The sequence below is a fragment of the Paenarthrobacter sp. NPDC056912 genome (assembly GCF_042786555.1).
Taxonomy (GTDB): domain Bacteria; phylum Actinomycetota; class Actinomycetes; order Actinomycetales; family Micrococcaceae; genus Arthrobacter.
The window spans coordinates 1-20,930 of record NZ_JBHUCD010000014.1; the positions used below are offsets into that span (position 1 = coordinate 1).

A 20,930-nucleotide genomic window follows, 5' to 3' on the forward strand; every position below is an offset into this window, starting at 1 on the left:
CGCCAGGAAGCCTCCACCATCCTGGCCGCCCACGGCTAAGCCCTGCACACCGCACCACCATCACGCTGTACAGAATGACCGGATGCCGTCCGTAACGGCGTCCGGTCATTCGACGTACATCACGTAGAATTAAGGCACTATGGCGAACTCCTCTGATTCCAGCAATTCGACCCCCTCGGCCGACGCTCCCAAGCGTGGGCTGTTCCAGCGCAAGCCCAAGGAAGCCAAGGCCAAGAAGCCGAGCCAGCTGAAGCAGATCGCTGAAGTCTTCAAAATGACCCGGCGGAATGATCCCCAGGTCGTTTGGATCATGCTGCTGGCGTTCCTGGCAGTCGTGGCAGTTGCCTTCCTTGTCGGCTTCCTCCTGGACAACTGGATTACCGGTCTGATCATCGGCATCCCCCTCGGGCTCCTCGCGGCAGTCTTCATCCTTTCCCGCCGCGCTGAGCGGGCGGCCTTCGCGCAAATCGAGAACCAGCCCGGCGCTTCGGGTGCGGCGTTGGGAACTCTCCGCCGCGGCTGGGTCACACAGGACCAGCCCGTTGCCGTCAACCCGCGCACGCAGGACGCCGTGTTCATGGCCATTGGCCGTCCCGGCGTCATTTTGGTCAGCGAAGGCCCCACGCACCGGGTGAAGCCCTTGGTGGATGCAGAACGCAAGCGCCTGGCCCGAATCCTGCCGAACGTCACCATCCACGTCCTTGAATCGGGCCGCGGTGAAGGTCAGGTGCCCCTGAACAAGCTGGCCAAGACCATGGGCAAGTTGAAGAATGAGCTCACCAAGGTTGAGGTCAATGCCGTCAGCAAGCGTATCAACTCCCTCGGTAACCGTCTGCCAATCCCCAAGGGCATCGACCCCTACAAGGCCCGTCCGGACCGCAAGGCTGCACGCGGCCGCTGACGTTGTGCACTGATAACAAAAAAGCGGCCCCCGACTCTGGTTCAGAGTCGGGGGCCGCTTTGTTAGCTGTTGTTGAGGAGTGCCGGCTAACTACATCCTGATGAGGATGGTGTTCATGGCCTTGTCATGCAGCCCACGCTGGTCTGGATCGAAGATGACAGCAGGAATAACCAGGCACAAGAGGATCGTTCGAACCACCGCAGCCAAGGGGCCTGCCGGGCCTCCGCCCAACCGGACCACGTGGATGCCCGCAACCCTATGCCCAATGCTGTACCCGAGCGTGCCGATCAACAAGATCTGTTCAACCGCGAAAACGGTGAGGGTAGCCCATTGGTTTCCTCCAAAGGCAAAATTGCTGATCACCAACGCAATTGCCCAGTCCACAGCGATGCCCAGGATGCGGCGTCCGGCGCGCGCCATGGAGCCGGGACCGGCCTCGGGCAGGCCGAGTCTTTCGCCGGGATATTTCGAGATTCCGGAAGTGTCGGGTCCGCTCAGCCAGGAGCCAATGTCTTTTCGATCAACCACAGTCCAAGCCTAACGGCTGCCATGCTGGGTGTATGACGCCGAAAGCGTCCTCTGCCCGGCAACATCCATGCAGCGGCCGGGTGTTCGTCCAGCGGACTGACGTGGACCTGATAGCGGAAAGCCGACTACCGTTTACACAACAGATGATTCTGTAACCTGCCGGAAACAATACTGACACCCCCGGGAAATCCCATCTCCCTATGGTGGTATGAGTTGCCAGCCACCGCAGCCAGGGGATTTTTTGCGTCTCCTGACCTTCGGCTTGGGCTGGACCGAACGGCCTTCCGGGCCTGTTACTTGATATGCATAAGGAGCATAGATGTTCAAGACTGCGGACGAAGTCCTCAAGTTCATCAAAGACGAAGACGTCAAATTCGTCGATATCCGCTTCACCGACCTTCCTGGTGTCCAGCAGCACTTCAACGTGCCGGCCAAGAGCGTTGACCTTGACTTCTTCGTCAACGGCCAGCTCTTCGACGGATCTTCCATCCGCGGCTTCCAGGGCATCGCTGAGTCGGACATGCAGCTCATCCCGGATGTGACCTCGGCATTCATCGACACGTTCCGCATCGAGAAGACGCTCGCGCTGAACTTCTCCATCGTGAACCCCCGCACCGGCGATCCCTACCACCGCGATCCCCGCGGCGTAGCAGAGAAGGCTGAAGCCTACCTGGCCTCCACGGGCATCGCAGACACCGCGTTCTTCGCTCCCGAAGCCGAGTTCTTCGTCTTCGACAACATCCAGTACGAGTCCTCACCGCAGGGCAGCTTCTACAAGATCGACTCCGAAGAAGCGCACTGGAACACCGGCCGCAAGGAAGAGGGCGGCAACCTCGGTTACAAGACCCCGGTCAAGGGCGGCTACTTCCCCGTTTCCCCCACCGACAAGCAGGCAGACCTGCGCGACGCCATGTGCGTCGAGCTGGACAAGGCCGGCCTCGAGGTAGAGCGCTCCCACCATGAAGTTGGCTCCGCCGGCCAGGCCGAGATCAACTACAAGTTCACCACGCTGACTGCAGCCGCTGATGACCTCCAGAAGTTCAAGTACGTCATCAAGAACACTGCTGACGCATGGGGCAAGTCCGTCACGTTCATGCCGAAGCCGGTCTTCGGTGACAACGGCTCGGGCATGCACTGCCACCAGTCGCTCTGGAGCAACGGCGACCCGCTGTTCTACGACGAGAAGGGTTACGCCGGCCTCTCGGACATGGCCCGCTGGTACATCGGCGGCCTGCTGAAGCACTCCTCGGCTGTCCTCGCCTTCACCAACCCGACGGTCAACTCCTACCGCCGCCTGGTCAAGGGCTTCGAAGCCCCCGTCAACATGGTCTACTCGCAGGGCAACCGCTCCGCCGGTATCCGCATCCCGATCACGGGCACCAACCCGAAGGCCAAGCGCATCGAGTTCCGCGCTCCGGACCCCTCTTCCAACCCGTACCTGGCGTTCGCTGCCCAGCTGATGGCCGGCATCGACGGTATCCGCAACCGCATCGAGCCACCGGCACCCATCGACAAGGACCTCTATGAGCTCCCTGCCGAGGAAGCCAAGGACATCCCCAAGGCTCCGGGTTCCCTGGAAGAGGCGCTCGAGGCACTGCGTGAGGACAACGAGTTCCTGCAGGCTGGCGGCGTCTTCACCCAGGACCTGATCGACACCTGGATCGACTACAAGTACGAGAATGAGATTCGTCCGTTGTCGCTTCGCCCGAACCCGTACGAGTTCGAGCTCTACTACGGCGTCTAGCAAGATCATGAGGCTGAAACGGGCATAGTCCGCGAGCAGTCCGCAAGAATCAAGACACAGAAAAGGCCGGTCCCAGGTTTCACTACCTAGGGCCGGCCTTTTCTCGTTAACTGAGCGTCTCCTATGCGTCCTGCTCGGCGCGGGAACGGAAACGGTCCGCAAGGACGCTAGCAACGGCAGCACGAGCCGTGTCTTCCTTGTCCGGCCACGTATGCCCGTAAGTGTCCAGCGTCGTTTTTGCTGATGAGTGCCGAATGCTCTTTTGAACCACTTTGACATCAAGGCCTTGAGCGATCAGCAACGATGCAAAGTAATGCCTGAGTCATGGAATCGGAATCCGTCAGGTAGTCCTTCAACCGAGCTGCGAGCCTCGCGGAAGTAATGTTCAAGCCGATGCGGCGAAATGGAACGGCCCCACTCGTTCGTTACCAGCGTCTCACTCCCCCATCGCGCGTGATTGACTGAAAGCTCTAGGCAAAGGTTCTGTGGGATAGGGATTGGGTTTTTGGATTCCTCTGTTTTATGTTCAACGCCTGGTACTGAAGGTACAGACCACAGGTCTGCCCAAAACTAAGTGAAGCCCCGTCGAGCAAATGCTCCGGGGCTTCACAGGTTAATCGACTGCTCCCTTTGATGTAGTTTTGTCCTATCGTCAGATAGGTGGGGCAGAGAGTGGAAAAACTTCGAGGGAGTCTCCCTTTTCAGTCGACTGGTCACATCCAATGACCGGCCTGACACTCCCGGACCATTGCCCGCCGCTTGGTCATTTTGAAGCGTCCGGAACCTACTATCGGCTCACGACCGGTGATTCACAGCTTGGCAGCGAACCGCCAGCGGTAAATTGGCGCCTCCCAGTCACTAATAAGAAGAGCAAAGCATTCCAGGAGATGGATGACTGCTCAGCCTATGCGCACTCTGTCTTTGACAACGTAGACGTGCTGCTAACCGCCCGTCTGGCGTTGCCTTGGGCGAGAAGTAAGAGCATTTCTGAAGTGGTCCTTTCAACTGGCATGGGCCGGCTGCTTGAAACCCCTAGCGAAGTCGGAGATGGTCATCACGACTTCTGGGCGACCCCACTTGATAGTCACCCACCGTGCATAGTGATTATTCCTAAACAAGAACTAGGTGCGTCATGATTCCACCGACCAGCGGTCCCCTGGGGACATTGGAAGTGGACTACGTGCATTTCACGCATGACTTTCCACGACTCTTCAGCGCAAGATCTGCCGGAGCCGCGGACCGAAGCTACCTCGTTTTCTGTGTGGAGGAGGACGAAGTCGCAGACACCGTCACGTTTATGTATGTTCCTTTGTCTCCAGAGCATCTACTACTCGCTGAGTCAGGCGGGATCCAACTTTCGGACATCTTCACGATGGGCCTCGCCCCACACGTCTGGATAGTCGAGACAGACTTTGCGCCAGAAGTACCGAGTGACACCTTCCAGTACACGGATGTTGCTGACATCCCCAGTTGGTGGATCCCTTTGCAAGGCGCCAAGCTCCGGCGAAAAGTCGAAACGGCAACAGCCTTCAATGAAGTCGAGCTCATTTCAGATAGCCGAGCTGGACTCCGAAGCGTCGTAGCTCTGGAGTTTGAGGCGGCAACCACGAACGTCACAGAGTTCCCCCTTCGCTCACTTGGAAAGGTCAGTGAAGATGTACAAGACCTCCTTACTGCGCTAGCGCAGGAAGAACGAGGAGCAGCTACCGAGCGTGGCGCTGTGCCTCGCTCAATCTCCGAGGAAGTAGAGATGTCCGTCTACGGACTTCGCGCGGCATCGTTTGTCCTCCTCATCGGCGCAAACAAACGCGAACGGCTTATAGAACATTCTCCATTGGTGGAAGCCAGTCTCGATCGCCTGACAGAGTTGGTGGATAGTGCGACTTCCGAATCAAGGCTAATTGAAGCGCTTGGTGCCTATCGCGGACGGGTCCGAAGCCGCTTTCGTGACCTACTCGGGTCACTAGCGGAAGCTCAGTCGCCTATCACAACACTCCGCCCTTCAGGTGCAAGGGTAGACCGCCGTCATCTGGGCCTGGACGAGATTGCAGACGCGATCCGAATCATGGACCAGGTGGAACCCCAGATTTCTAAGCGCAGCATCCCACGCGCCTCTCTTGTGGGGCTGAACCTCACCACTTCGCGTTTTGAGCTAATCGATCTCGCGGACCTAACGACCTACGCCGGACAAATTTCTCCCGCAGCTGCTGAGGCAGTAGAGAACAGTGTGGTTGGACACGCCACGGACTACCACGTAGAGCTAACAGTTGAAACGAGCTTTGTGGCCGCCAGCAGCGACGCCCGAGAGAAGTTCATACTGAAGTCGATTACTCCAAAATGGCAGAAAAAGTAGCAAGAACACCGGAAAAGGCCCCGAGAAATCAGGGCCTTTTTCATGCCCGCGAACTGGGATTATCGTGTGCCAAGTTGTCATCACCAACATGCTGGACTCGTCATTTCGCTGCGATAGGTGTTCAGCGCAGGCGTTCCGCATGTACGCGCTACTATCCACCGGCCGTTGCCCCGATGGGGAACTGTTCTTCTGCGTCCATCACGCAAACGAATAACATGACGCACTCGAACCCCAGACCGAGTTCCTAGCCGACGAATCCTACCGGCTGCACGAGGCCATCAACGTCCCGCCCAAGTGAGCCGTTACGTAAGATCACGGACCCAAGCGCAGCGAATCATCCTCGGCTATGAGGATGCAGCGCAAGACTCTTGGGCGCAGATGCACTGGCAGGACACCTCAACACGGTCGCTGGCGCAGATCAGCGACTCCATGGTGAAGCTCCGGACGCTGAACGCGCCTCTGGAGATGCTTTTCGCGATGATTCCGGGCTGGTCGAAGTCAGACGCCCTCGAAACCGCTGATTTCGCTCGGAAGAACGGTGATCAGTCCATCCCGGCTCAGATTCAGGCAAAACGGATGACACTATGCGCGCCGTTGGCGCGCAACTACAAACCCCACCCGAATAGCGGGGACGCAGTGACGGCAACTGCTCATTTGCCGGTATATCGACGGATTTACGGAGGAACCCATGACTGGAGCAGCCCCAGAAGGTGCAGCGACGGCTGAAGATAGTGGTGCAGGCGCGGAAGGCGCTGGCGGAGAGAGCAATTACACTCCTCCCGCATCGCAGGCCGATCTCGACCGGATCATTCAGGACCGTCTGTCCCGGCACGACAAGAAGTACGGCGACTACGACGACCTCAAGTCGAAAGCAGCCGAGTACGACAAGTACTAGGAGTCCAGCAAGACCGAGCAGCAGAAAGCAATCGACGCTGCACGAGCCGAAGGCGCCCAGGAGGTCACCGGCAAGTTCACGACACGAATCGTGAACGCCGACATCCGGGCAACCGCCGCAACTCTCGGCTTCTCCGACCCGCAGGACGCCATCGCGCTCTTCGGGGACATTTCCACGGTTGAAATTACCGACGACGGTCCTGACGCGAAAGCTATCAAGGCCCGCCTCGATGAGATCGCCAAGGACAAGCCCTACCTGCTCAAGTCCACCACGGGTCCCAAAGTCGTCACGAAGCCGAAACCGGTCAAGGGCGAAGAATCTGACGCCGACAACAAGCCTGGCAAGTCCAAGGCTGCTGCCGCTCAGTGGGGTGGGTATGCGTCTGAGCGGTGGCGACACCCACGTGATCAACGGCTTCACGATCAACAAGACGGCTCTCTCCGGCATCAACGTCATCACGAACCCGAAGAAGGTTGTCATCGAGGCGGGGCGGATCTCTAACGCCACCGACTACGGGGTCTTCTCGAACACAAGCACAACTGAATTGCTGGTGGAATGTGTGGAGGTTGACACCGTTGGCGGATTGAACCGCGGCTTCTACGCCAGTGGTGGCAACGTGTCATTCGAGAATAACAAGTCAAGCGCCGCTACACACCTTTTGGTGGGCTCTGGTACGCGCAGCGCGAGCGTGGAAACAGTTGGACCCGGCCGAGTCTTACGGGACGGCTGCGCCGACTGCTGGGACGTTTGGCGTAGGCGACAAGGGGTACAACACTAACGTCGTCGCTGCCGGAACAGTCGGCTGGATCTGCGTGACAGGGGGGGACACCTGGAACATGGAAGGCCTTCGGAAACATCGCCGCCTGAGATAGCAAAGAATGGGCCGGCAAACCAGAGGCGTCGGTTCCCGGACCCATTCTTTCTTCGTCACAGTCAAGAGACTCTCCATCGCCACTAAGCGACCAGCTCCACTCGCTTCAAGCGCAGTGTCGTGAGCTTCGTAGCCGATTGCTTGAACGAGCGTGGCCCTGAACCTCCGCGGCACGGAGGTTCAGGGCCATTTTCGTTTCTATCTTGCCGATCAGCTCATACATGCCTTATCGCAACGCCACTCCTTACCGCTTTTCCGCTCAGCGAGGTTCCATCAATCACCGGACGTAAGCGGACGTCTCCACCACACCTTGGGCATGCGCCCGGGATGGTCTCGGGTGAAGTCACTCGGCAACCTCTTCCAAGAACGCCTGGCGATAGGTCCGGACTTCGCCAGCTTCATCCAGGCAGACGTCAATGACACTCACGTTCAGATCATCACCAATAGTCACCTTGCGGCCAATGCTGGTGCCACCGTGGCTTCCGCTGAGGGCCAGACCGGTCTCACCAGTGGCCGGTACCCTGAAACGCCGATCTACCATCTTCGGACCGTTGAAAATCTCCATATTTGGCATCCTTGTTCCCTTTTGTTTCGCTATTTGCGTCTAACAATTCTCAGTCTGCCCCAGCCTGTGCCTGTTTTTGCTCGGAACTTGGCGCTGACGAGATCTCACCGGGTGGCGAACGACTGCTGACGCGGCAAGGAGAAGCGGGGCAACCCGTTGGATAGTTTTGGCGGCATCGAATCGATAGTAAGCCCCCCACTCTCCTGCGAGGGAGGGGGCTTTTCTGCGTTGCCTAGTAGTCGGTGCGGCGCATCTCATCCTTGTCTGTTTCGGAATGGTTCGCCAACATACCCGCCCCAAGGTCAATGTCAAGGTGACCAACTCCTTCTCGTGGAGCCCAGACAATACGATCCCAAGGTCCAGGGGGCGCATCGGGCCACAACTCTGACCACAACTCTTCTCGACCACGGGCGCGGGAAGCTACCACGCCCAACATGTCCTCATGGCTTGCATTCCAGACGAGAAAGGCCACATGTCCCAAGACAATGGCTGTGGCACCCAGCGTTCCATTCTGCGCAGCATCACGTTCAGCCCACCTCATCCCTGTATGGAAGAGGCGAAGCTTGTTATCGTCCCCAAAAAATGCAGCGTGAACTATCACGCCAGGTGGAATGCTTCGAGTCTCATAGAAATCGTGGCGCTGAGCATCAGTAAACGAGATGGTGGAACGGTCGTTGAATTCGAACATCATGGCCGTTTTGACGGCCCACTTTGCCAAAGTTGTGAAGTCCGCTTGAGAAAGTTCCACTACGGCTCCGGCTATCAGGGGCGCCAAGTACGGACTCACCGATGACTCCAATGTTGACATCCAGCCCTCGTTGCACTCGCTACAGACAACCCGGACCTCAATGGCGTTCATGGGAAACGAACGCCCTCGCTCTACGAAATCCACACCCACAACAGATCCCGATCCGTCCAACTCATACTTGGACAGGTAATGCGGGTTTCCTAGTTGTGACTCATTGATTTCGAGTTGACTTCTGATCAAAGGAAGCTTGGAGATCCACTTGGGAATAACATGTTCAAAGCTAAGTGGCATGCCATTACAAAAGACGCACTCAGTTATTTTTCCTACCGGCACCTATCACCCCATACGCGAATACGACTGGCTAGTTGTAGCACTTGAGAGAACGACTATCATCGAGCTCAAGAATTGACGTTGCGATATGGTCACTGAGTGCCTGAGAGTGGACTTGGATCTAGCCACGTCAGGAGGATAGCGAACATCGCCACCAGCGCGAATAGCAAGAGCCCGATGGTCCAGGTCTTGTAGCCAGGAACGAGCGGGACAAACATGCGGTCTCTCGGGTGAACCACAGCACGCCTGTTTATGAAGTTCTTCCCGTGTACGCGCATCTCTTCCGGCAAGCCGCCCTCAAAGCGTTCCAACCACGCCGCGTCCGACAATTCGGCTTGTCTATGCCTTGCCATCAGGGTCACCGACAAGCACGAGATAACTATCGAAAGCACCGCAGCCAAGGTTCGCGCCATCCGGCTGGAGTCAGGACCTAGTGCAATAGTGAAAAGAAAGGCTTGTGCGGTCAGGGACAATGTGGGCACCTGCCAGAGCAGTGAGTCCCACTGCAATCTACGGGCTACTACGGCCTGATAGACAACCTGATGTTCACTCATGGAGAAATTATGCATTGCCTTGGACTGGACCTCCGCTGTGACACGGGCCAGCTCCAACAGACTGACGGTGGATGACAAATATGACCTTGAGGCGGCGGTCTAGGGGTAGTCTTCCTGAATGACTAAACGCCCTTCGACCCCTTCAAATGTGAAACGGCAGCTTCGCCGCGAGTCGGGGTTTGGCTGTTGCGCTTGCGGATTCCCTGTCATTCAGTACCACCACATTGTTCCCTGGCACGAAGACAATCACTTTCGACCAGAAGACATGATGACACTTTGCCCTAATTGCCATGACCAGGTCACGAAGGGATTCATGTCTGTCAGGGAGCAACGTAGAGCGAAGACCAACCCGCGCAACCTTCAGCGCGGATACGCAAGTGGGACACTCCATATGAACCAGGGCTACGCCGCAGTCGCGCTGGGAAGTCTTCTCCTCGTCGGCGACCGCAATTTCATTCGAGTGGACGGCCAAGATCTCGTCCGAATTGGCATAGGCCCTGACGGCGAGCTCACTCTCAGCGCCAGTTTCGAAGACCGAGACGGCGCTTCCCTTGCCATGATAGAAGACAACGAGTGGGTTTCCGGCGACTCAAGGGCTTGGGACTTAACTGCAGACCATGGCCGCTTGAAACTGTGGTCCGCGGCTCGCAGAATCGCGCTTGAAGTCGACGCGAGAACTGAGCCGATCTCGCTGCGAGGCGAGATGTGGCGCGAGGGCGCTCGAATAGGAATCACGCCGCGAGGCTTAGACATAGAGAACGCCGACGTTCCGTCGAAAATGAGCAGCCTCGGTCTTGTCGGAATGGGAATAGAAGTGAACACCAAAACAGGCTCGGTTGGGTGGATGCCGTACGACGGTGGCGGGATTGTCGTCTCGGCCGGTGATGGCGATCGCCTTAAGGAGTCGCTAAACGCTTGGAACCGGTTGGCTCATCCAGGATTCTTCGCTCGCAGATAAATAACTTGAAAGACGGTCCCTTCCGCGTCTCCGAGGATCCCTACATGAAGCTGGGCTTCTAATGGGCTGACGTACACCCGAGTTGTCGGTCCGGGTCTCTCCTATCTGTCCCCTCAACGTTAGACAGGACGTGGCGGATAATCACGAGGTCGCGCAACTAAGGCGCTCGGTACTGGCATTCCTGCTTTTTCCCGCAGAAGGAGCCAATGCTCGATTCGGGCGTCTTCAGTCTGTTCCGGCATGAAGCGCACATATTGTGCGGCACCGTATGTCATGGGACCACTTTTGAGTTCCTGGAGAGCAGCCTCGCCTGCGGGAAGATCTTCCTCGAGGAGCCTGAGGAAGGCAATATCTAACGCAAAAAGGTCTAGTTGGTACTTGGCCGAGAACCGCAGGACTCCTCCCCTAGGAAAGAAGGCCCGCAGGTCAGTCGCTCTTGGTTGTCCGGGGGTGTCATGAGGTAAGGATTGAGGAATCCGCCCATCCAGGCTGATGTGCCAGTCAATAATCGATGCAGTTCCATCGAGAACCACTGCATCCATCTTTTCATCGAAGTGTTCGCAGGCGTCTCTCACATCTTTGCTGAAAAATAGGGGCGAGTTTTCCTCGATCGAAAGCAGCTCTCGAAGCCGGTTTCCCCGGTGTTCTGCCTGTCTTTTTCGTTCTGCATGCGTCTCTTTAGGAGTTCCCCGCACTGGCCCTGGCTTGAGGATCCTTTGGATCACTATGGCGGAGAATAGGGCTGCTTGCAGGTCACCCCAGACTATGTTGTCGTTGCTCTTCACTTCGCCAGACATGGCTCTGGTCCATGCACGTTTGACGTATCGGCTTCCGAGTTCCGCCTGCCTCTTGATCTCGGCAAGGAACACTCCGAGCCACAGTGCTTCGGTGGTTTCAGGAGCAGTGCCAGAAATTGAGCTGACCAGCACTTCTGAATTGCCGTTCATTGGCGAGTACCTGACATGTCGTCCTCGTCCATGCTGCCCGCGGCGATTCGTTCGGAGACTTGTCGGTATGCGTCCTGGATAAAGTCTTCAAGGTCTTGGCGGCCGATCCGCCAGACGTTGCGGCCCCCGATTTGGATGCCCTTAGGCTGGCCCGTCTTGAGCATCGCGCGGATCTGAACCTCGCTGGTCGCCAACTCTTCCGCCACCTGCTCAACGGTCAGGAAACGCGGGCTCGGTTTATCGTCTTTAGGCATGCCAAGAAGACTAACAACGTTCGCCACACTTTCGTGTCGCTAGTCGTGCCCGCCTGCCCCGCTGGGAAGGGCCTCAACGGGGTTACCCATGCCGCTCGGGTTAACCGCCACTCGCGTGAACTCCTTCGGGAGATCCGTGGACTTCGAAATGAGGATTAGGTTGGCGCGTTGAGCTGGCGATGCAACAATGTCAACGGCGTTATTGAGACGCACCCCCTCGTTGTACAACGCGTTCCCCGTCGCTTCATCAACCGTGGAACCATCGCGCATATGGTAGACGTAATCAGATCCGAAGCTTGGGCCCCACTCACCGAATACCGTCTCAGCCCAAGCGAATGAGTACTCCTTACCGTCAGCATCGTAGGCACTCACCCTATACATATTGATGGGCGTGGTCCCGTTCCGATTATCGACGTCAGCCACTATGTAGCTCACGGGCGCCGCTCCGGTTTTCTTCCGGAACGCCTCGATATCTGCCACAGCCGGGTCACTCGCCGGCGTGGGCAACGTGAACCGGATGGTGCCCCCAGTTTTCGCCACCGCATCGTAGGCTCCGGCCGGCATTCCAGTCCTCGTTGGCGTCGGCGTAGACGCTGCGCCTTTCGTCGACGCCTGAGTGGCTTGAGGTGGTGCAGGCCGGTCATTGGACGCTGGGGGTGAGCAAGACGTGGCACCCAGCAATACCGCTAAGACAAGAACGCCGATAGCTCGCCTCATAGCCAACTCCTGTGGTCAGACGTTAGATATGCCTGACCACATTTTAGGCTCGGGTAAACGACAGCGGAACAGGAGTTCGTGCGAAATTGGCGCCGACAATGCTCTTATGGACTTCCTCGTGCCGGTGCGCCAGACTTCAGAAGGAGTGAGTTGGATATTTACAGACTTGGAGCCAGCTTTGAAGGTACGTCACATCGGACTTGCCTTGCTGGTCCTGAGCCTCAGCGCATGTTCGGGTGCTGCAGATGTAAGTGCGGCTACCAGCGCTCCCGCAGGAGAGGCTTTCACCACACCAGCACCGACGCCGATGCCCACACTGATACTCCCCGAAGCTGCCGGCGTCGCCTATCTCGCTGCCGTTTGCCCAATGAACGAGGCGGGGACGACTCTAAATGCCACAATGCAAGCCAACCCCGTAGACATCGTTGCTGCCAAACGGGATGCGGGACTCTATAGGGACTCCCTTAGGAGCGTTATTCAACAGATGTCCGCCCCGCCTGCGGCTTGGCCCGCAGCAGTTGAGAAAGACGTTAGCGACTTTATCGAAGGGCTGTACGCCGAAATGAGCCAGGCAGAAACCCTGTCTGCCATCGAGACCCGCGAGGGAATTATTGCTTCCTGGAATGCGTGGAACGATCCGTCCCAGCCTTATCCGGCCCATGTGGCATCCCAGAAAATTCGGCTCAAGCTCGGCTTGCCCGCCGATTCGAAGGCAAGTTGCGCATAGAGCGTCTGCCCCTCCAGATACAGTCCCATGCATGGCGAAGTTTGACCCCGAGGGTTTCCAGAAGATGATGGCGGAACTCAACGCGGAGGACCGCAGCGCCGTTGTTGCACGCTCCCCGTATGAGGACCTGGAGCCGGATCCGGAGTACCTCTCAGCAAGTAAGGATTAGCTACTCAACCCTATGTACGCGTAGACCTCATCGATTGATGCATCTGGCGACGGAGCCGGTGCGAACACTTCTGCCTCTAGCGAGGCAACATGTTTTTCGACCGAAGACATCCAAGACGCATGGGCCTCCATTTCGACTCCATCCAGCCCTGTTCCAGCCTCCTGTAAGCGCGTCAAGAACTCCCGCCGGTCAGTAACCTCCTTCCACACAACCAGCCGATTCTCAAACTCATCGAGGTGCCTTCGTCCGATAATGGAGCGACCGACCAAATCTCGGATTTCCGGCATGTGATCTTGCACCAGGTTAGACAGACGCTCGTTTTCGGACTGTCGCTCTAAGGCAAATGTTGATTCCACTTCGGCGCGCCTAAACATCCGCGGCAATCCAGCCTCATCGGTTGTCGTTCGGTCCCAGCGAATTTCAAGGCGGCCAGTTGGAACGAAGGTATTCTGGCGGCTGCGGATCCACGCAGGTGTCTGGGGGTCGCGCCTTGTAGGATACGGTTGTCGCTCGGACCCGGTGCCGGCGATTTCCGAAACCTGAACCGTGATGTTCGTATGTGGCGGATTTACTCGTAAATGCGTGCCTTCTCCAAGGTCGCCGGCGTCCGGCCCAGCATCCCCGTGCATGTTCGTCTCCCAACCCCTACGGTGGGCTTCCAGGCGAATCTGCTGAAGGATTAGCGCCGCCCGTCTTAATGAGGCGGACGAAACGTAGTGCCAGTCCTTGTTTGCCATGTATCCAAGCACGCCGGGGTCTGTCACTCGTGAAACGGCGGGAAGAGGCACGAGAGGCAACTGAGCCTCCGCGTCCCACACGAGTTCATCCCAGTAGGTAGTGGCGACAACAGCCATAATCGGGCTGCGATACGAACCCAGTTGTTTACAGATCAGATGCCTGCCGCGCTCTCGGGTCGGGAGGGACTTGGCTCGGTCAACGAGAGGCCTATAGTCGCCGGAGTCAATCCGCTTGCTGACCAGGATTGCTCCGCCCGCTGTCTCAACTCTCGACCAAAGGTCGGCCGCCTCTCCAATCAGGCGCAGATACGGAAGGACTTTTGAGACCATCCACTCGCGCCCAGCCTCGGTTATGGTCGCGCGCCACGTGGCTCCCTTTCCTTCCACCTCCAAGAATCCTCGGGATTCGAGAGACCTTGCAGCGATGCGCTCACGGTTGGCGGTCCACGAAACACCGTCCGGGCAGCCATCATAGGCCCACTTGAGAACGTCAGCCTGTAGTTTGGTGAGTTTGGGTTCTTTGGGTGACACGCACGTGACTATCCCCCACCCTCTTGTCTCCGCTGGTCGAGAATGACTGCACATTTTTGCAGAGCCACTTGCGCGAGTGTGCAGATGTGTGAATGTAAATGCAGATCAGACGTGGTGGTTTGATGGAAATGCTTTGAAGGGTCCGCGCTGTGGTGGCACGGACCCTTCGGCGTGTCTGGAGCTTTCGGCAGACAAGGGTAGCGACCCCGAGCTGTGACCAAAGAGTCCGCGGCTAGTCCGCAAAAGGGCCGCAAGAGGGCAAATCTCCACTACCGTCACCAACCACAAAAACCCCTCCAACACGGGGAAGACAACGGCATGCAACCATCCACAATCACCATTGTTTAGTTCGAGCTCTACTACGGCGTCTAGCATCCGCCCGCGGCCGGGCCGGCACTAGCCGACCCACAGGCCGCAGCCACATGCTTGAAAAGAAGGCCAGCCCCGGTTCACCGAACCGCGGCTGGCCTTCTTACGTATCTGGCGTAAGCCGGGCCGCGGTCAGTGCTTGGTTGTGGGTATCTGGCCGGCTTGTTCCGGAGCCGAACACCCCTCGCAAAATACCCGGCTGGTTTCTTCACCGCAGCACTGGCAGCGGTGGACGAGTGCCGCTGGTTCAATCACATAGGCTGTCATACCAAGTATGTTGCCCGCCTCGGTACCCCGCGGGCACGAGTAGTGTGTACTCGTTTTTTCGCTGCAAGCCGTTGGCGACTACTTGGATTCGAAGAACCGATGCCCCTCGACACCAGCGGCAGAATGCGCCTGCGCGGCATCCGCCGCCACCGAGGTGCCTTGGTCGGCGAACGTGGCGAAACACCTCCGGCACGCAAAGGTGTCACCGCGGCCATGCCGCGAGGACCAATGCGGCCCGGCCTGCTCACACCGGAAACAACTCGCGTCCGAGAAGGCAACACCCTCAGAATCCACCATGACGGTCACGGGAGAATCCTAAGGGACAGCCCGCCCGGAGGAACAGCCCCTACCGACACGCAAATCTTTCCCTATTGCTTTCCGTACTTCTTGTGCGCGGCTTGCTTCGTGACTCCCAGGCACAGGGCGATCGCTTCCCACGACAAGCCGGACTGACGTGCGGCCCGCACCAGCGAAGCCTCGGTCCTGCCAACTTCCTTTTGCAACTCCGCCACGGCGTACAGCGCCTCCGCCGGGCCCATGCCGTCCATTGATCCCACAAGTGTCTTCATGCGGTCCACCTCCATGTCGCCAACAATAGTTGACACCGGCGCGCGACGTCAACGCAGATTGACGGCAGTCTCGACCGGAAAAGCCTTGAACATCACCCTCTGGGGCCCGGAGCTCCCGCCCAGATATTCTCCCGAATCCACAAATCCGGCCTTGCCATAGGCGGCAAGCCCCGCCGGATTGCCTTCGTTGACAGAAAGTACGACGCCGCCCTGGCCGCCTCCCAGCCTGACCGTCAGCCGGCGCGCCTCTTCAGCAGCGGCGAAGGCGGCCCTTGTACCAAAACCACGCCCCTGGCTTCCCGAATCGATGAGGAAACCCCGAAGCAGCCACGCAGAGTCGTCGTCGGGCCAACCCGCGAGACATGCCGCTCCGGACTGCAGTGTCAGAACCCCTACAGCCGCTCCCCCGGCCTCAATGACGTAAGGCAACCGTGACTCCTCCTCGAGGCCAACCAACATCATCCGCAAAGGGTCGCCTACAAAGCGGCGCTGGCTTGGCGCAACAGAGAGCTCAGCCACTGCGCCCAGGTGTATCGCACGGGCGTCGTCATCGAGCGATTTGAGCGGGATCAGCCATGTATCACTCGGTTCATAGTGATTATTTGAGCTTGTAAAGAGTTCATTTGCGTCGTTTTCGAGCATTTCGGCGGTCCCTCCGATTAGGGTTGTTCCAACAGTTTCTTACGTAAAGGGGATCAACCTGATGGACCAACCAAACGTCATCCTGATCTGCGTCGATGAGTGGAGAGGAGACTGCCTGTCCTCCGACGGTCACCCTTACGTGGAGACGCCCCACCTCGACGAACTGGCCAGAGGCGGGGTCCGGTTCTCCAAGGGCTATTCCGCCACGCCGTCGTGCGTGCCTGCCCGGGCCGCATTGTTCACCGGCCAGTCTCAGGAGCGGCACGGACGCGTCGGCTACAACGACGGCGTTCCCTTCCATGCGGTCCACCCAGTGACCGTACAGGACGAGTTCAGAAAGGGCGGCTACCACACGCAGGCCATCGGAAAGATGCACGTGTGGCCCGAACGGTCGCGGCTCGGCTTCGATGACGTGATCCTCCACGACGGATACCTCCACCATGCGCGCCGGGAACACCGGCAGCACTTCCCCATGTTTGACGACTACGTACCGTGGCTTCGCAGGCAACCCGGGATGGGCCCGGAAGCTGAGTACTTCGATCACGGCGTCAACTGCAACTCGATCGTCGCCCGTCCCTGGGACAAGCCTGAGAACGTGCACCCCACACACTGGATCGGCACCCAGGCCATTGAATGGATGCACCGCCGCGACCCCGTGAAGCCATTCTTTCTCTACCTGTCCTTTCACCGCCCGCACCCGCCGTACGATCCGCCGTCGTGGGCTTTCGAGCAGTACCTCAACATTCCTTCCTATGAAGCCGTGGAGGGCAACTGGGAACACCATTGGGACGACCACCGGCAGGACGGCGACTACCAGGCAAGCTACGGCAGGGTGCCCGATCATGTTGTCCACAGGGCGAGGGCGGGGTACTACGGCCTTATGGCCCAGATCGATCTCCAGATCAACAGGATCAAAGAATCCCTGGTGGACTTCGGTCTCTACGAAAACACGGTCATCGCCTTCACCAGCGATCACGGCGAAATGATGGGCGACCACCACATGTTCCGCAAGGCCGTCCCCTACGAGGGTTCAGCGCGCGTCCCGTTCATCATCGCCAACGCCCCGTCAGCCGAGGAGGCAGCAAGGGGAACTGTGGTGGACCATGTCGTGGAACTCAGGGACCTGATGCCCACCCTGCTGGACCTCGCCGGGCTGCCGATCCCCGATTCCGTGGACGGAGAATCATTGGCGGAGATTGTTCGGGGCCGCAGCATGGAGGCAGTCCGCGACGTCTTGCACGGCGAGCACGTGTACTGGGGCCAGAACCTGCACTGGCTGACCGACGGCCACTTCAAGTACATCTGGGGTTCCGGGAAAGGGGTCGAGGAATTGTTCAACCTCGACGACGACCCGCAGGAGTGCAATAACCTCGCCGAAGACGCCGCGCACCACGATGAATTGGAGTCATGGCGTCGGCGGATGGTTGAAGCGCTGAGCAACCGCGAAGAAGGCTTCGTGGTGGACGGCAAGCTTGCCCCCGGTGCGCCGGTTGTCGCCATGCTCGGCCATGCACGGGAAAGGGCTGCCTCTCGCGGCTAGGTGCCGTAGAAATCCTTTTCGAAGACTCCCCTGGCACGGCGACTGAGGCGGAGATAGTCCTCTTCGAACTGGCCCGCGTGTCCTGGCGCGTAGCCACACCAACGGGCAACAGCCTCCAGGTCCCGCCGCGACGACGGCAGCAGGTCAGAGGCACGTCCGGTGACAATGACATTCGCGGAACGGATTCGGCTGGCGAGCCGCCACGCCTGACGCAACAGCGCGGCGTCGTTCGTGTTAATGAGGCCCAGCTTCTCCGCGGCAGCGAGTGCTTCGAGGGTTGAACTGGTCCGCAGCTCAGGGTGCTTCCCGGCATGCTCCAGCTGGATCAGCTGGACAAGCCATTCGACGTCGCTGAGGCCGCCCCGTCCAAGCTTGACGTGCCTCGCCGGATCAGCTCCGCGGGGCAACCGTTCGGACTCGACGCGTGCCTTGACACGGCGGATCTCCCTGACATCCTGCTCCGCCAGGTCCTCCGGGTACCGGATGGGATCAATGACCCGAAGGAAGTCGGCCGCGAGCTCGTCCGAGCCGGCCATGGGCCGTGCACGCAGCAGCGCCTGCGCCTCCCAAATCAGGGACCAGCGGCGATAGTACTCGGCATATGAATCCAAGGACCGCACCATGGCGCCGTTCTTGCCCTCGGGCCTCAGATCGGCGTCGACCATGAGAACGCGCTCGGCCATGATCGCCGGCTTGAGGGGCTGGGTGAGGAAGCTGGAGACCTTGGCGACAATCGCCGTCGCCTGTTCCTGCGCCTCAGCATCGCTGAAGCCTGGCCTGGCCCGGTGCACGTAAATGACGTCGGCGTCCGATCCATAACCGATCTCGCGGCCGCCTTGGCGGCCCATCGCCACCACCAGCACGTCCGTGGTCAAGGGCCCTGAGGCGGCCACCACTGACTCCGCAACATGCAGGGCTCCAAGAACCGCTGCACGGTCCGTCTCGGCCAAGGCAAGGCCCACGGCGTCCTGGTCCAGCAGGCCGGAGCTGTCAGCAATCGCAATCCTCAGGATTTCCCGCCGCCGGATCAACCGAATCAGCCGCATGGCACTTTCAGGGTCCGGATGGCGGGACAGTTTGGACTGGATTTCCTGCCATTGGGCTTCAAACCGGACGGGAGCCAATTCCTTGTCATTGCCCAGCCAAACCACGGACTCCGGAGAGACCTCCAGCAGATCCGAGATCAGCCTGGAGTTGGCGAGCACCTGGCACAGGCGCTCGGCAGCGGCCTGGGAGTCCCGGAGCAGCCCGAGGTACCAGTGTGTGGTCCCGAGTGCCTCGCTGACGCGCCGGAAGGCGAGTAAGCCGGCGTCGGGATCCACTCCCTCGGCAAGCCACCCCAGTAAAATGGGAAGAAGCTGGCGCTGCAAGGCTGCGCGGCGGCTCACGCCCGCGGTCAGAGCTTCAATGTGCCGCATGGCACCCTGCGGATCCAGGTATCCCAGAGCGGCAAGGCGACCTTGGGCGGCCTCCGGGCTGAGCTTCGCGTCTTCGCTGCTGAGTTTGGCAGCGGTGTTGAGCAGCGGCCGGTAGAAGATCCGTTCGTGCAGTTCACGCACTGCCCTCTTGGTCTTCTGCCAGGTGGCCATCAATTGGTCCGGATGGGGCCGCTCCAACGAGAACGGACCCAGGACTGCCTTCGCAAGGAAGCGCTGGGCGTCTTCAGCGACAGGCATCAGGTGCGTTCGCCGCAGCTGGAACAGCTGGATGCGGTGTTCCAACAACCGAAGGTAGCGGTACGCATTGTCAAAGGCCGCTGCGTCAGTCCGGCCGATGTACCCGCCGGCGGACAGTGCGGCGATGGCAGACGTGGTGTCCCGGCACCGCAACGACTCGTCCGATTTGCCGTGGACCAATTGCAGCAGCTGCACGGTGAATTCGACGTCGCGCAGTCCGCCACGCCCCAGCTTGATCTGGCGTTGTTCTTCGGCGGCGGGAATGTAGTCCGTGACTCTGCGGCGCATCGCCTGGACAGACTCCACAAAGCCTTCCCTGCCGGCTGATGCCCACACCAGCGGTTCTACGGCCTTCTCATAGCGCTGGCCCAGCTCCCGGTCTCCTGCAATAGTGCGCGCCTTCAGGAGTGCCTGGAACTCCCAGCTTTCAGCCCACCTCGCGTAGTAGCTCAGGTGCGAGGGCAACGTGCGGACCAGAGGCCCGGACTTGCCCTCCGGCCGAAGGTTGGCATCGACTTCCCACAGTCCTGGCTCGGGCGCAGAAGAGGAGATCGCACGGGAAATACCCGACGCCAGCGCCGTCCCGATGGTGGAAGCGCGGGCGTCATCCAGTTCCCCGGCTTCGATGACATAAATGACGTCGACGTCGGAGATGTAGTTCAGCTCACGGGCGCCGCATTTGCCCATGCCGATAACGGCAAGTCCGACGTCGGCAATCTCCGCCGCTGCGAAGTTGCCCGCCGCTTCCGCCCGGGACACGGCCAACGCAGCTTCGATGGCGGCACCGGCGAGATCAGCCAATTCGGCGCCGACCGCCGGCATGAAGTCCTGCGGCGACGCCGCACAGAGATCCTTGATGGCCAGCTCGGACAAGCCGCGCCGGTAGGCGGACCTCAAAGCCGCGTAGGCCGGCAGACCCGTTATCCCAGCCACGGGCCGCTGGGCACCTGGCTCGGCTTTCACGGAGCGAAGAAGCAGTGCCCGGAGTTCCTCGCTTGAGGCAGAGAGCGGTTCGGGGCTGACCCGGACCGAGAAAACGTCCAAGTGCTCGGGGCGGCGAATGAGGAATTCCCCCAGGGCCTCCGATGCCCCGAGCAGGCGATACATGGGTTCGCTGGTGTCCGGATCGGCTCCAGCCAGGTCCTTCAGTCCGGGGTTCTTCTCAATGAGCCGTACCAACGACTGAAGAGCAGTGTCCGGGCTGGCGGCAAGTGAAAGCCCGGCGAACAGGGCATCACCATCAATCCCCTGAAGTTCCGGGGCGGCCAGGAACCGTTCACCCTTTTCCAGGTCGCTGAATCCGGCTGCAATGAGCCGTCGCGCGAGGCTCATTGGCCC

At 59.3% G+C, this 20,930-nt stretch carries 22 protein-coding genes and 1 pseudogene; 10 read left to right on the top strand and 13 right to left on the bottom strand.

The window, feature by feature from the left end:
- Positions 1–139: 139 nt before the first annotated feature.
- Positions 140–901 carry a DUF4191 domain-containing protein gene (locus ACFRJ9_RS15415; protein ID WP_377669594.1) on the top strand — a complete coding sequence of 254 codons (762 nt, stop codon included), beginning with the start codon at positions 140–142 and terminating at the stop codon, positions 899–901.
- Positions 902–991: 90 nt separating this feature from the next.
- Here ACFRJ9_RS15415 and ACFRJ9_RS15420 read toward each other — a convergent pair whose 3' ends face one another.
- Positions 992–1,429, bottom strand: coding sequence for an RDD family protein (locus ACFRJ9_RS15420; RefSeq protein WP_377669597.1), 438 nt, complete (start codon positions 1,427–1,429; stop codon positions 992–994).
- Positions 1,430–1,748: 319 nt separating this feature from the next.
- Between ACFRJ9_RS15420 and glnA the strand changes: the two genes are divergently transcribed.
- Complete coding sequence (gene glnA / locus ACFRJ9_RS15425; RefSeq protein WP_377669599.1) at positions 1,749–3,173, top strand: type I glutamate--ammonia ligase; 1,425 nt, start codon at positions 1,749–1,751, stop codon at positions 3,171–3,173.
- 121 nt (positions 3,174–3,294) lie between these two features.
- On the opposite strand, the gene ACFRJ9_RS15430 is transcribed toward glnA, so the two are convergent.
- Positions 3,295–3,444 (bottom strand): hypothetical protein, encoded by a 150-nt coding sequence (locus ACFRJ9_RS15430; RefSeq protein ID WP_377669905.1) that lies wholly within the window; start codon positions 3,442–3,444, stop codon positions 3,295–3,297.
- A gap of 900 nt (positions 3,445–4,344) precedes the next feature.
- Here ACFRJ9_RS15430 and ACFRJ9_RS15435 point away from each other — a divergent pair.
- The 3 genes from ACFRJ9_RS15435 (at position 4,345) to ACFRJ9_RS15445 (ending at position 6,922) form a co-directional block, all read left to right on the top strand.
- On the top strand, positions 4,345–5,526 hold the full coding sequence (locus tag ACFRJ9_RS15435; protein WP_377669601.1) for a hypothetical protein: 1,182 nt from the start codon (positions 4,345–4,347) through the stop codon (positions 5,524–5,526).
- A gap of 688 nt (positions 5,527–6,214) precedes the next feature.
- Entirely contained in the window at positions 6,215–6,421 is a 207-nt protein-coding gene (locus ACFRJ9_RS15440; RefSeq protein ID WP_377669603.1) for a hypothetical protein, read from the top strand.
- A 90-nt stretch (positions 6,422–6,511) separates the two neighbouring features.
- The gene (locus ACFRJ9_RS15445) at positions 6,512–6,922 is read left to right on the top strand and encodes a hypothetical protein (protein WP_377669606.1); all 411 of its coding nucleotides are present in this window, start codon (positions 6,512–6,514) and stop codon (positions 6,920–6,922) included.
- A gap of 713 nt (positions 6,923–7,635) precedes the next feature.
- Here ACFRJ9_RS15445 and ACFRJ9_RS15450 read toward each other — a convergent pair.
- The 3 genes from ACFRJ9_RS15450 to ACFRJ9_RS15460 all read right to left on the bottom strand — a co-directional run bounded on the left by ACFRJ9_RS15450 (position 7,636) and on the right by ACFRJ9_RS15460 (position 9,489).
- On the bottom strand, positions 7,636–7,857 hold the full coding sequence (locus ACFRJ9_RS15450) for a hypothetical protein (protein WP_377669608.1): 222 nt from the start codon (positions 7,855–7,857) through the stop codon (positions 7,636–7,638).
- A 232-nt stretch (positions 7,858–8,089) separates the two neighbouring features.
- Positions 8,090–8,896: a hypothetical protein gene (locus tag ACFRJ9_RS15455; RefSeq protein WP_377669610.1), complete on the bottom strand. Its 807-nt coding sequence runs from the start codon at positions 8,894–8,896 to the stop codon at positions 8,090–8,092.
- Between the two features lie 131 nt (positions 8,897–9,027).
- On the bottom strand, positions 9,028–9,489 hold the full coding sequence (locus ACFRJ9_RS15460; RefSeq protein ID WP_377669612.1) for a hypothetical protein: 462 nt from the start codon (positions 9,487–9,489) through the stop codon (positions 9,028–9,030).
- Between the two features lie 118 nt (positions 9,490–9,607).
- Here ACFRJ9_RS15460 and ACFRJ9_RS15465 point away from each other — a divergent pair.
- Both ACFRJ9_RS15465 and ACFRJ9_RS15470 read left to right on the top strand, forming a co-directional pair.
- A pseudogene (locus ACFRJ9_RS15465) lies at positions 9,608–9,784 on the top strand (HNH endonuclease); the annotation flags it as partial.
- Between the two features lie 96 nt (positions 9,785–9,880).
- Entirely contained in the window at positions 9,881–10,447 is a 567-nt protein-coding gene (locus ACFRJ9_RS15470) for a hypothetical protein (RefSeq protein WP_377669923.1), read from the top strand.
- Between the two features lie 119 nt (positions 10,448–10,566).
- On the opposite strand, the gene ACFRJ9_RS15475 is transcribed toward ACFRJ9_RS15470, so the two are convergent.
- Genes ACFRJ9_RS15475 through ACFRJ9_RS15485 form a run of 3 tightly spaced genes read right to left on the bottom strand, consistent with a single transcriptional unit; the run spans position 10,567 to position 12,212 of the window.
- A complete protein-coding gene (locus ACFRJ9_RS15475) occupies positions 10,567–11,394 on the bottom strand; it encodes a hypothetical protein (protein WP_377669614.1) in 828 nt (275 codons plus the stop codon).
- Entirely contained in the window at positions 11,391–11,648 is a 258-nt protein-coding gene (locus ACFRJ9_RS15480) for a helix-turn-helix transcriptional regulator (protein ID WP_377669616.1), read from the bottom strand. The genes ACFRJ9_RS15475 and ACFRJ9_RS15480 overlap by 4 nt, the downstream gene beginning before the upstream one ends.
- Positions 11,649–11,687: 39 nt before the next feature.
- Positions 11,688–12,212 carry a hypothetical protein gene (locus ACFRJ9_RS15485; protein WP_377669618.1) on the bottom strand — a complete coding sequence of 175 codons (525 nt, stop codon included), beginning with the start codon at positions 12,210–12,212 and terminating at the stop codon, positions 11,688–11,690.
- A gap of 181 nt (positions 12,213–12,393) precedes the next feature.
- On the opposite strand from ACFRJ9_RS15485, the gene ACFRJ9_RS15490 reads away from it, so the two are divergent.
- Positions 12,394–13,092, top strand: a complete 699-nt coding sequence (locus ACFRJ9_RS15490) for a hypothetical protein (RefSeq protein WP_377669620.1) — start codon at positions 12,394–12,396, stop codon at positions 13,090–13,092.
- Between the two features lie 31 nt (positions 13,093–13,123).
- The gene (locus ACFRJ9_RS15495; protein WP_377669623.1) at positions 13,124–13,261 is read left to right on the top strand and encodes a hypothetical protein; all 138 of its coding nucleotides are present in this window, start codon (positions 13,124–13,126) and stop codon (positions 13,259–13,261) included.
- Here the strand turns inward: ACFRJ9_RS15495 and ACFRJ9_RS15500 are convergent.
- The 4 genes from ACFRJ9_RS15500 to ACFRJ9_RS15515 all read right to left on the bottom strand — a co-directional run bounded on the left by ACFRJ9_RS15500 (position 13,258) and on the right by ACFRJ9_RS15515 (position 16,376).
- Positions 13,258–14,529, bottom strand: coding sequence for a hypothetical protein (locus tag ACFRJ9_RS15500; protein ID WP_377669625.1), 1,272 nt, complete (start codon positions 14,527–14,529; stop codon positions 13,258–13,260). The genes ACFRJ9_RS15495 and ACFRJ9_RS15500 overlap by 4 nt on opposite strands.
- A 714-nt stretch (positions 14,530–15,243) precedes the next feature.
- Positions 15,244–15,471, bottom strand: coding sequence for a hypothetical protein (locus ACFRJ9_RS15505; RefSeq protein WP_377669627.1), 228 nt, complete (start codon positions 15,469–15,471; stop codon positions 15,244–15,246).
- A 62-nt stretch (positions 15,472–15,533) separates the two neighbouring features.
- Entirely contained in the window at positions 15,534–15,734 is a 201-nt protein-coding gene (locus tag ACFRJ9_RS15510) for an AsnC family protein (RefSeq protein ID WP_377669629.1), read from the bottom strand.
- Positions 15,735–15,782: 48 nt separating this feature from the next.
- On the bottom strand, positions 15,783–16,376 hold the full coding sequence (locus tag ACFRJ9_RS15515; RefSeq protein WP_377669631.1) for a GNAT family N-acetyltransferase: 594 nt from the start codon (positions 16,374–16,376) through the stop codon (positions 15,783–15,785).
- Between the two features lie 61 nt (positions 16,377–16,437).
- On the opposite strand from ACFRJ9_RS15515, the gene ACFRJ9_RS15520 reads away from it, so the two are divergent.
- Positions 16,438–17,916, top strand: coding sequence for an arylsulfatase (locus ACFRJ9_RS15520; protein WP_377669634.1), 1,479 nt, complete (start codon positions 16,438–16,440; stop codon positions 17,914–17,916).
- Here ACFRJ9_RS15520 and ACFRJ9_RS15525 read toward each other — a convergent pair.
- Complete coding sequence (locus ACFRJ9_RS15525; protein ID WP_377669637.1) at positions 17,913–20,924, bottom strand: bifunctional [glutamine synthetase] adenylyltransferase/[glutamine synthetase]-adenylyl-L-tyrosine phosphorylase; 3,012 nt, start codon at positions 20,922–20,924, stop codon at positions 17,913–17,915. The two genes, ACFRJ9_RS15520 and ACFRJ9_RS15525, sit on opposite strands and share 4 nt — an antisense overlap.
- Between the last annotated feature and the right edge of the window lie 6 nt (positions 20,925–20,930).

What these genes read in the sequence shown, in the direction of transcription:
- ACFRJ9_RS15490 (WP_377669620.1), top strand. Translation starts at nt 12,394, where the DNA reads ATGCCTGACCACATTTTAGGCTCGGGTAAACGACAGCGGAACAGGAGT.
- ACFRJ9_RS15440 (WP_377669603.1), top strand. Translation starts at nt 6,215, where the DNA reads ATGACTGGAGCAGCCCCAGAAGGTGCAGCGACGGCTGAAGATAGTGGT.
- ACFRJ9_RS15495 (WP_377669623.1), top strand. Translation starts at nt 13,124, where the DNA reads ATGGCGAAGTTTGACCCCGAGGGTTTCCAGAAGATGATGGCGGAACTC.
- ACFRJ9_RS15415 (WP_377669594.1), top strand. Translation starts at nt 140, where the DNA reads ATGGCGAACTCCTCTGATTCCAGCAATTCGACCCCCTCGGCCGACGCT.
- ACFRJ9_RS15450 (WP_377669608.1), bottom strand. Translation starts at nt 7,857, where the DNA reads ATGGAGATTTTCAACGGTCCGAAGATGGTAGATCGGCGTTTCAGGGTA.
- glnA (WP_377669599.1), top strand. Translation starts at nt 1,749, where the DNA reads ATGTTCAAGACTGCGGACGAAGTCCTCAAGTTCATCAAAGACGAAGAC.
- ACFRJ9_RS15525 (WP_377669637.1), bottom strand. Translation starts at nt 20,924, where the DNA reads ATGAGCCTCGCGCGACGGCTCATTGCAGCCGGATTCAGCGACCTGGAA.
- ACFRJ9_RS15515 (WP_377669631.1), bottom strand. Translation starts at nt 16,376, where the DNA reads ATGCTCGAAAACGACGCAAATGAACTCTTTACAAGCTCAAATAATCAC.
- ACFRJ9_RS15455 (WP_377669610.1), bottom strand. Translation starts at nt 8,896, where the DNA reads ATGCCACTTAGCTTTGAACATGTTATTCCCAAGTGGATCTCCAAGCTT.
- ACFRJ9_RS15520 (WP_377669634.1), top strand. Translation starts at nt 16,438, where the DNA reads ATGGACCAACCAAACGTCATCCTGATCTGCGTCGATGAGTGGAGAGGA.
- ACFRJ9_RS15460 (WP_377669612.1), bottom strand. Translation starts at nt 9,489, where the DNA reads ATGAGTGAACATCAGGTTGTCTATCAGGCCGTAGTAGCCCGTAGATTG.
- ACFRJ9_RS15480 (WP_377669616.1), bottom strand. Translation starts at nt 11,648, where the DNA reads ATGCCTAAAGACGATAAACCGAGCCCGCGTTTCCTGACCGTTGAGCAG.
- ACFRJ9_RS15470 (WP_377669923.1), top strand. Translation starts at nt 9,881, where the DNA reads ATGAACCAGGGCTACGCCGCAGTCGCGCTGGGAAGTCTTCTCCTCGTC.
- ACFRJ9_RS15510 (WP_377669629.1), bottom strand. Translation starts at nt 15,734, where the DNA reads ATGAAGACACTTGTGGGATCAATGGACGGCATGGGCCCGGCGGAGGCG.
- ACFRJ9_RS15485 (WP_377669618.1), bottom strand. Translation starts at nt 12,212, where the DNA reads ATGCCGGCCGGAGCCTACGATGCGGTGGCGAAAACTGGGGGCACCATC.
- ACFRJ9_RS15475 (WP_377669614.1), bottom strand. Translation starts at nt 11,394, where the DNA reads ATGAACGGCAATTCAGAAGTGCTGGTCAGCTCAATTTCTGGCACTGCT.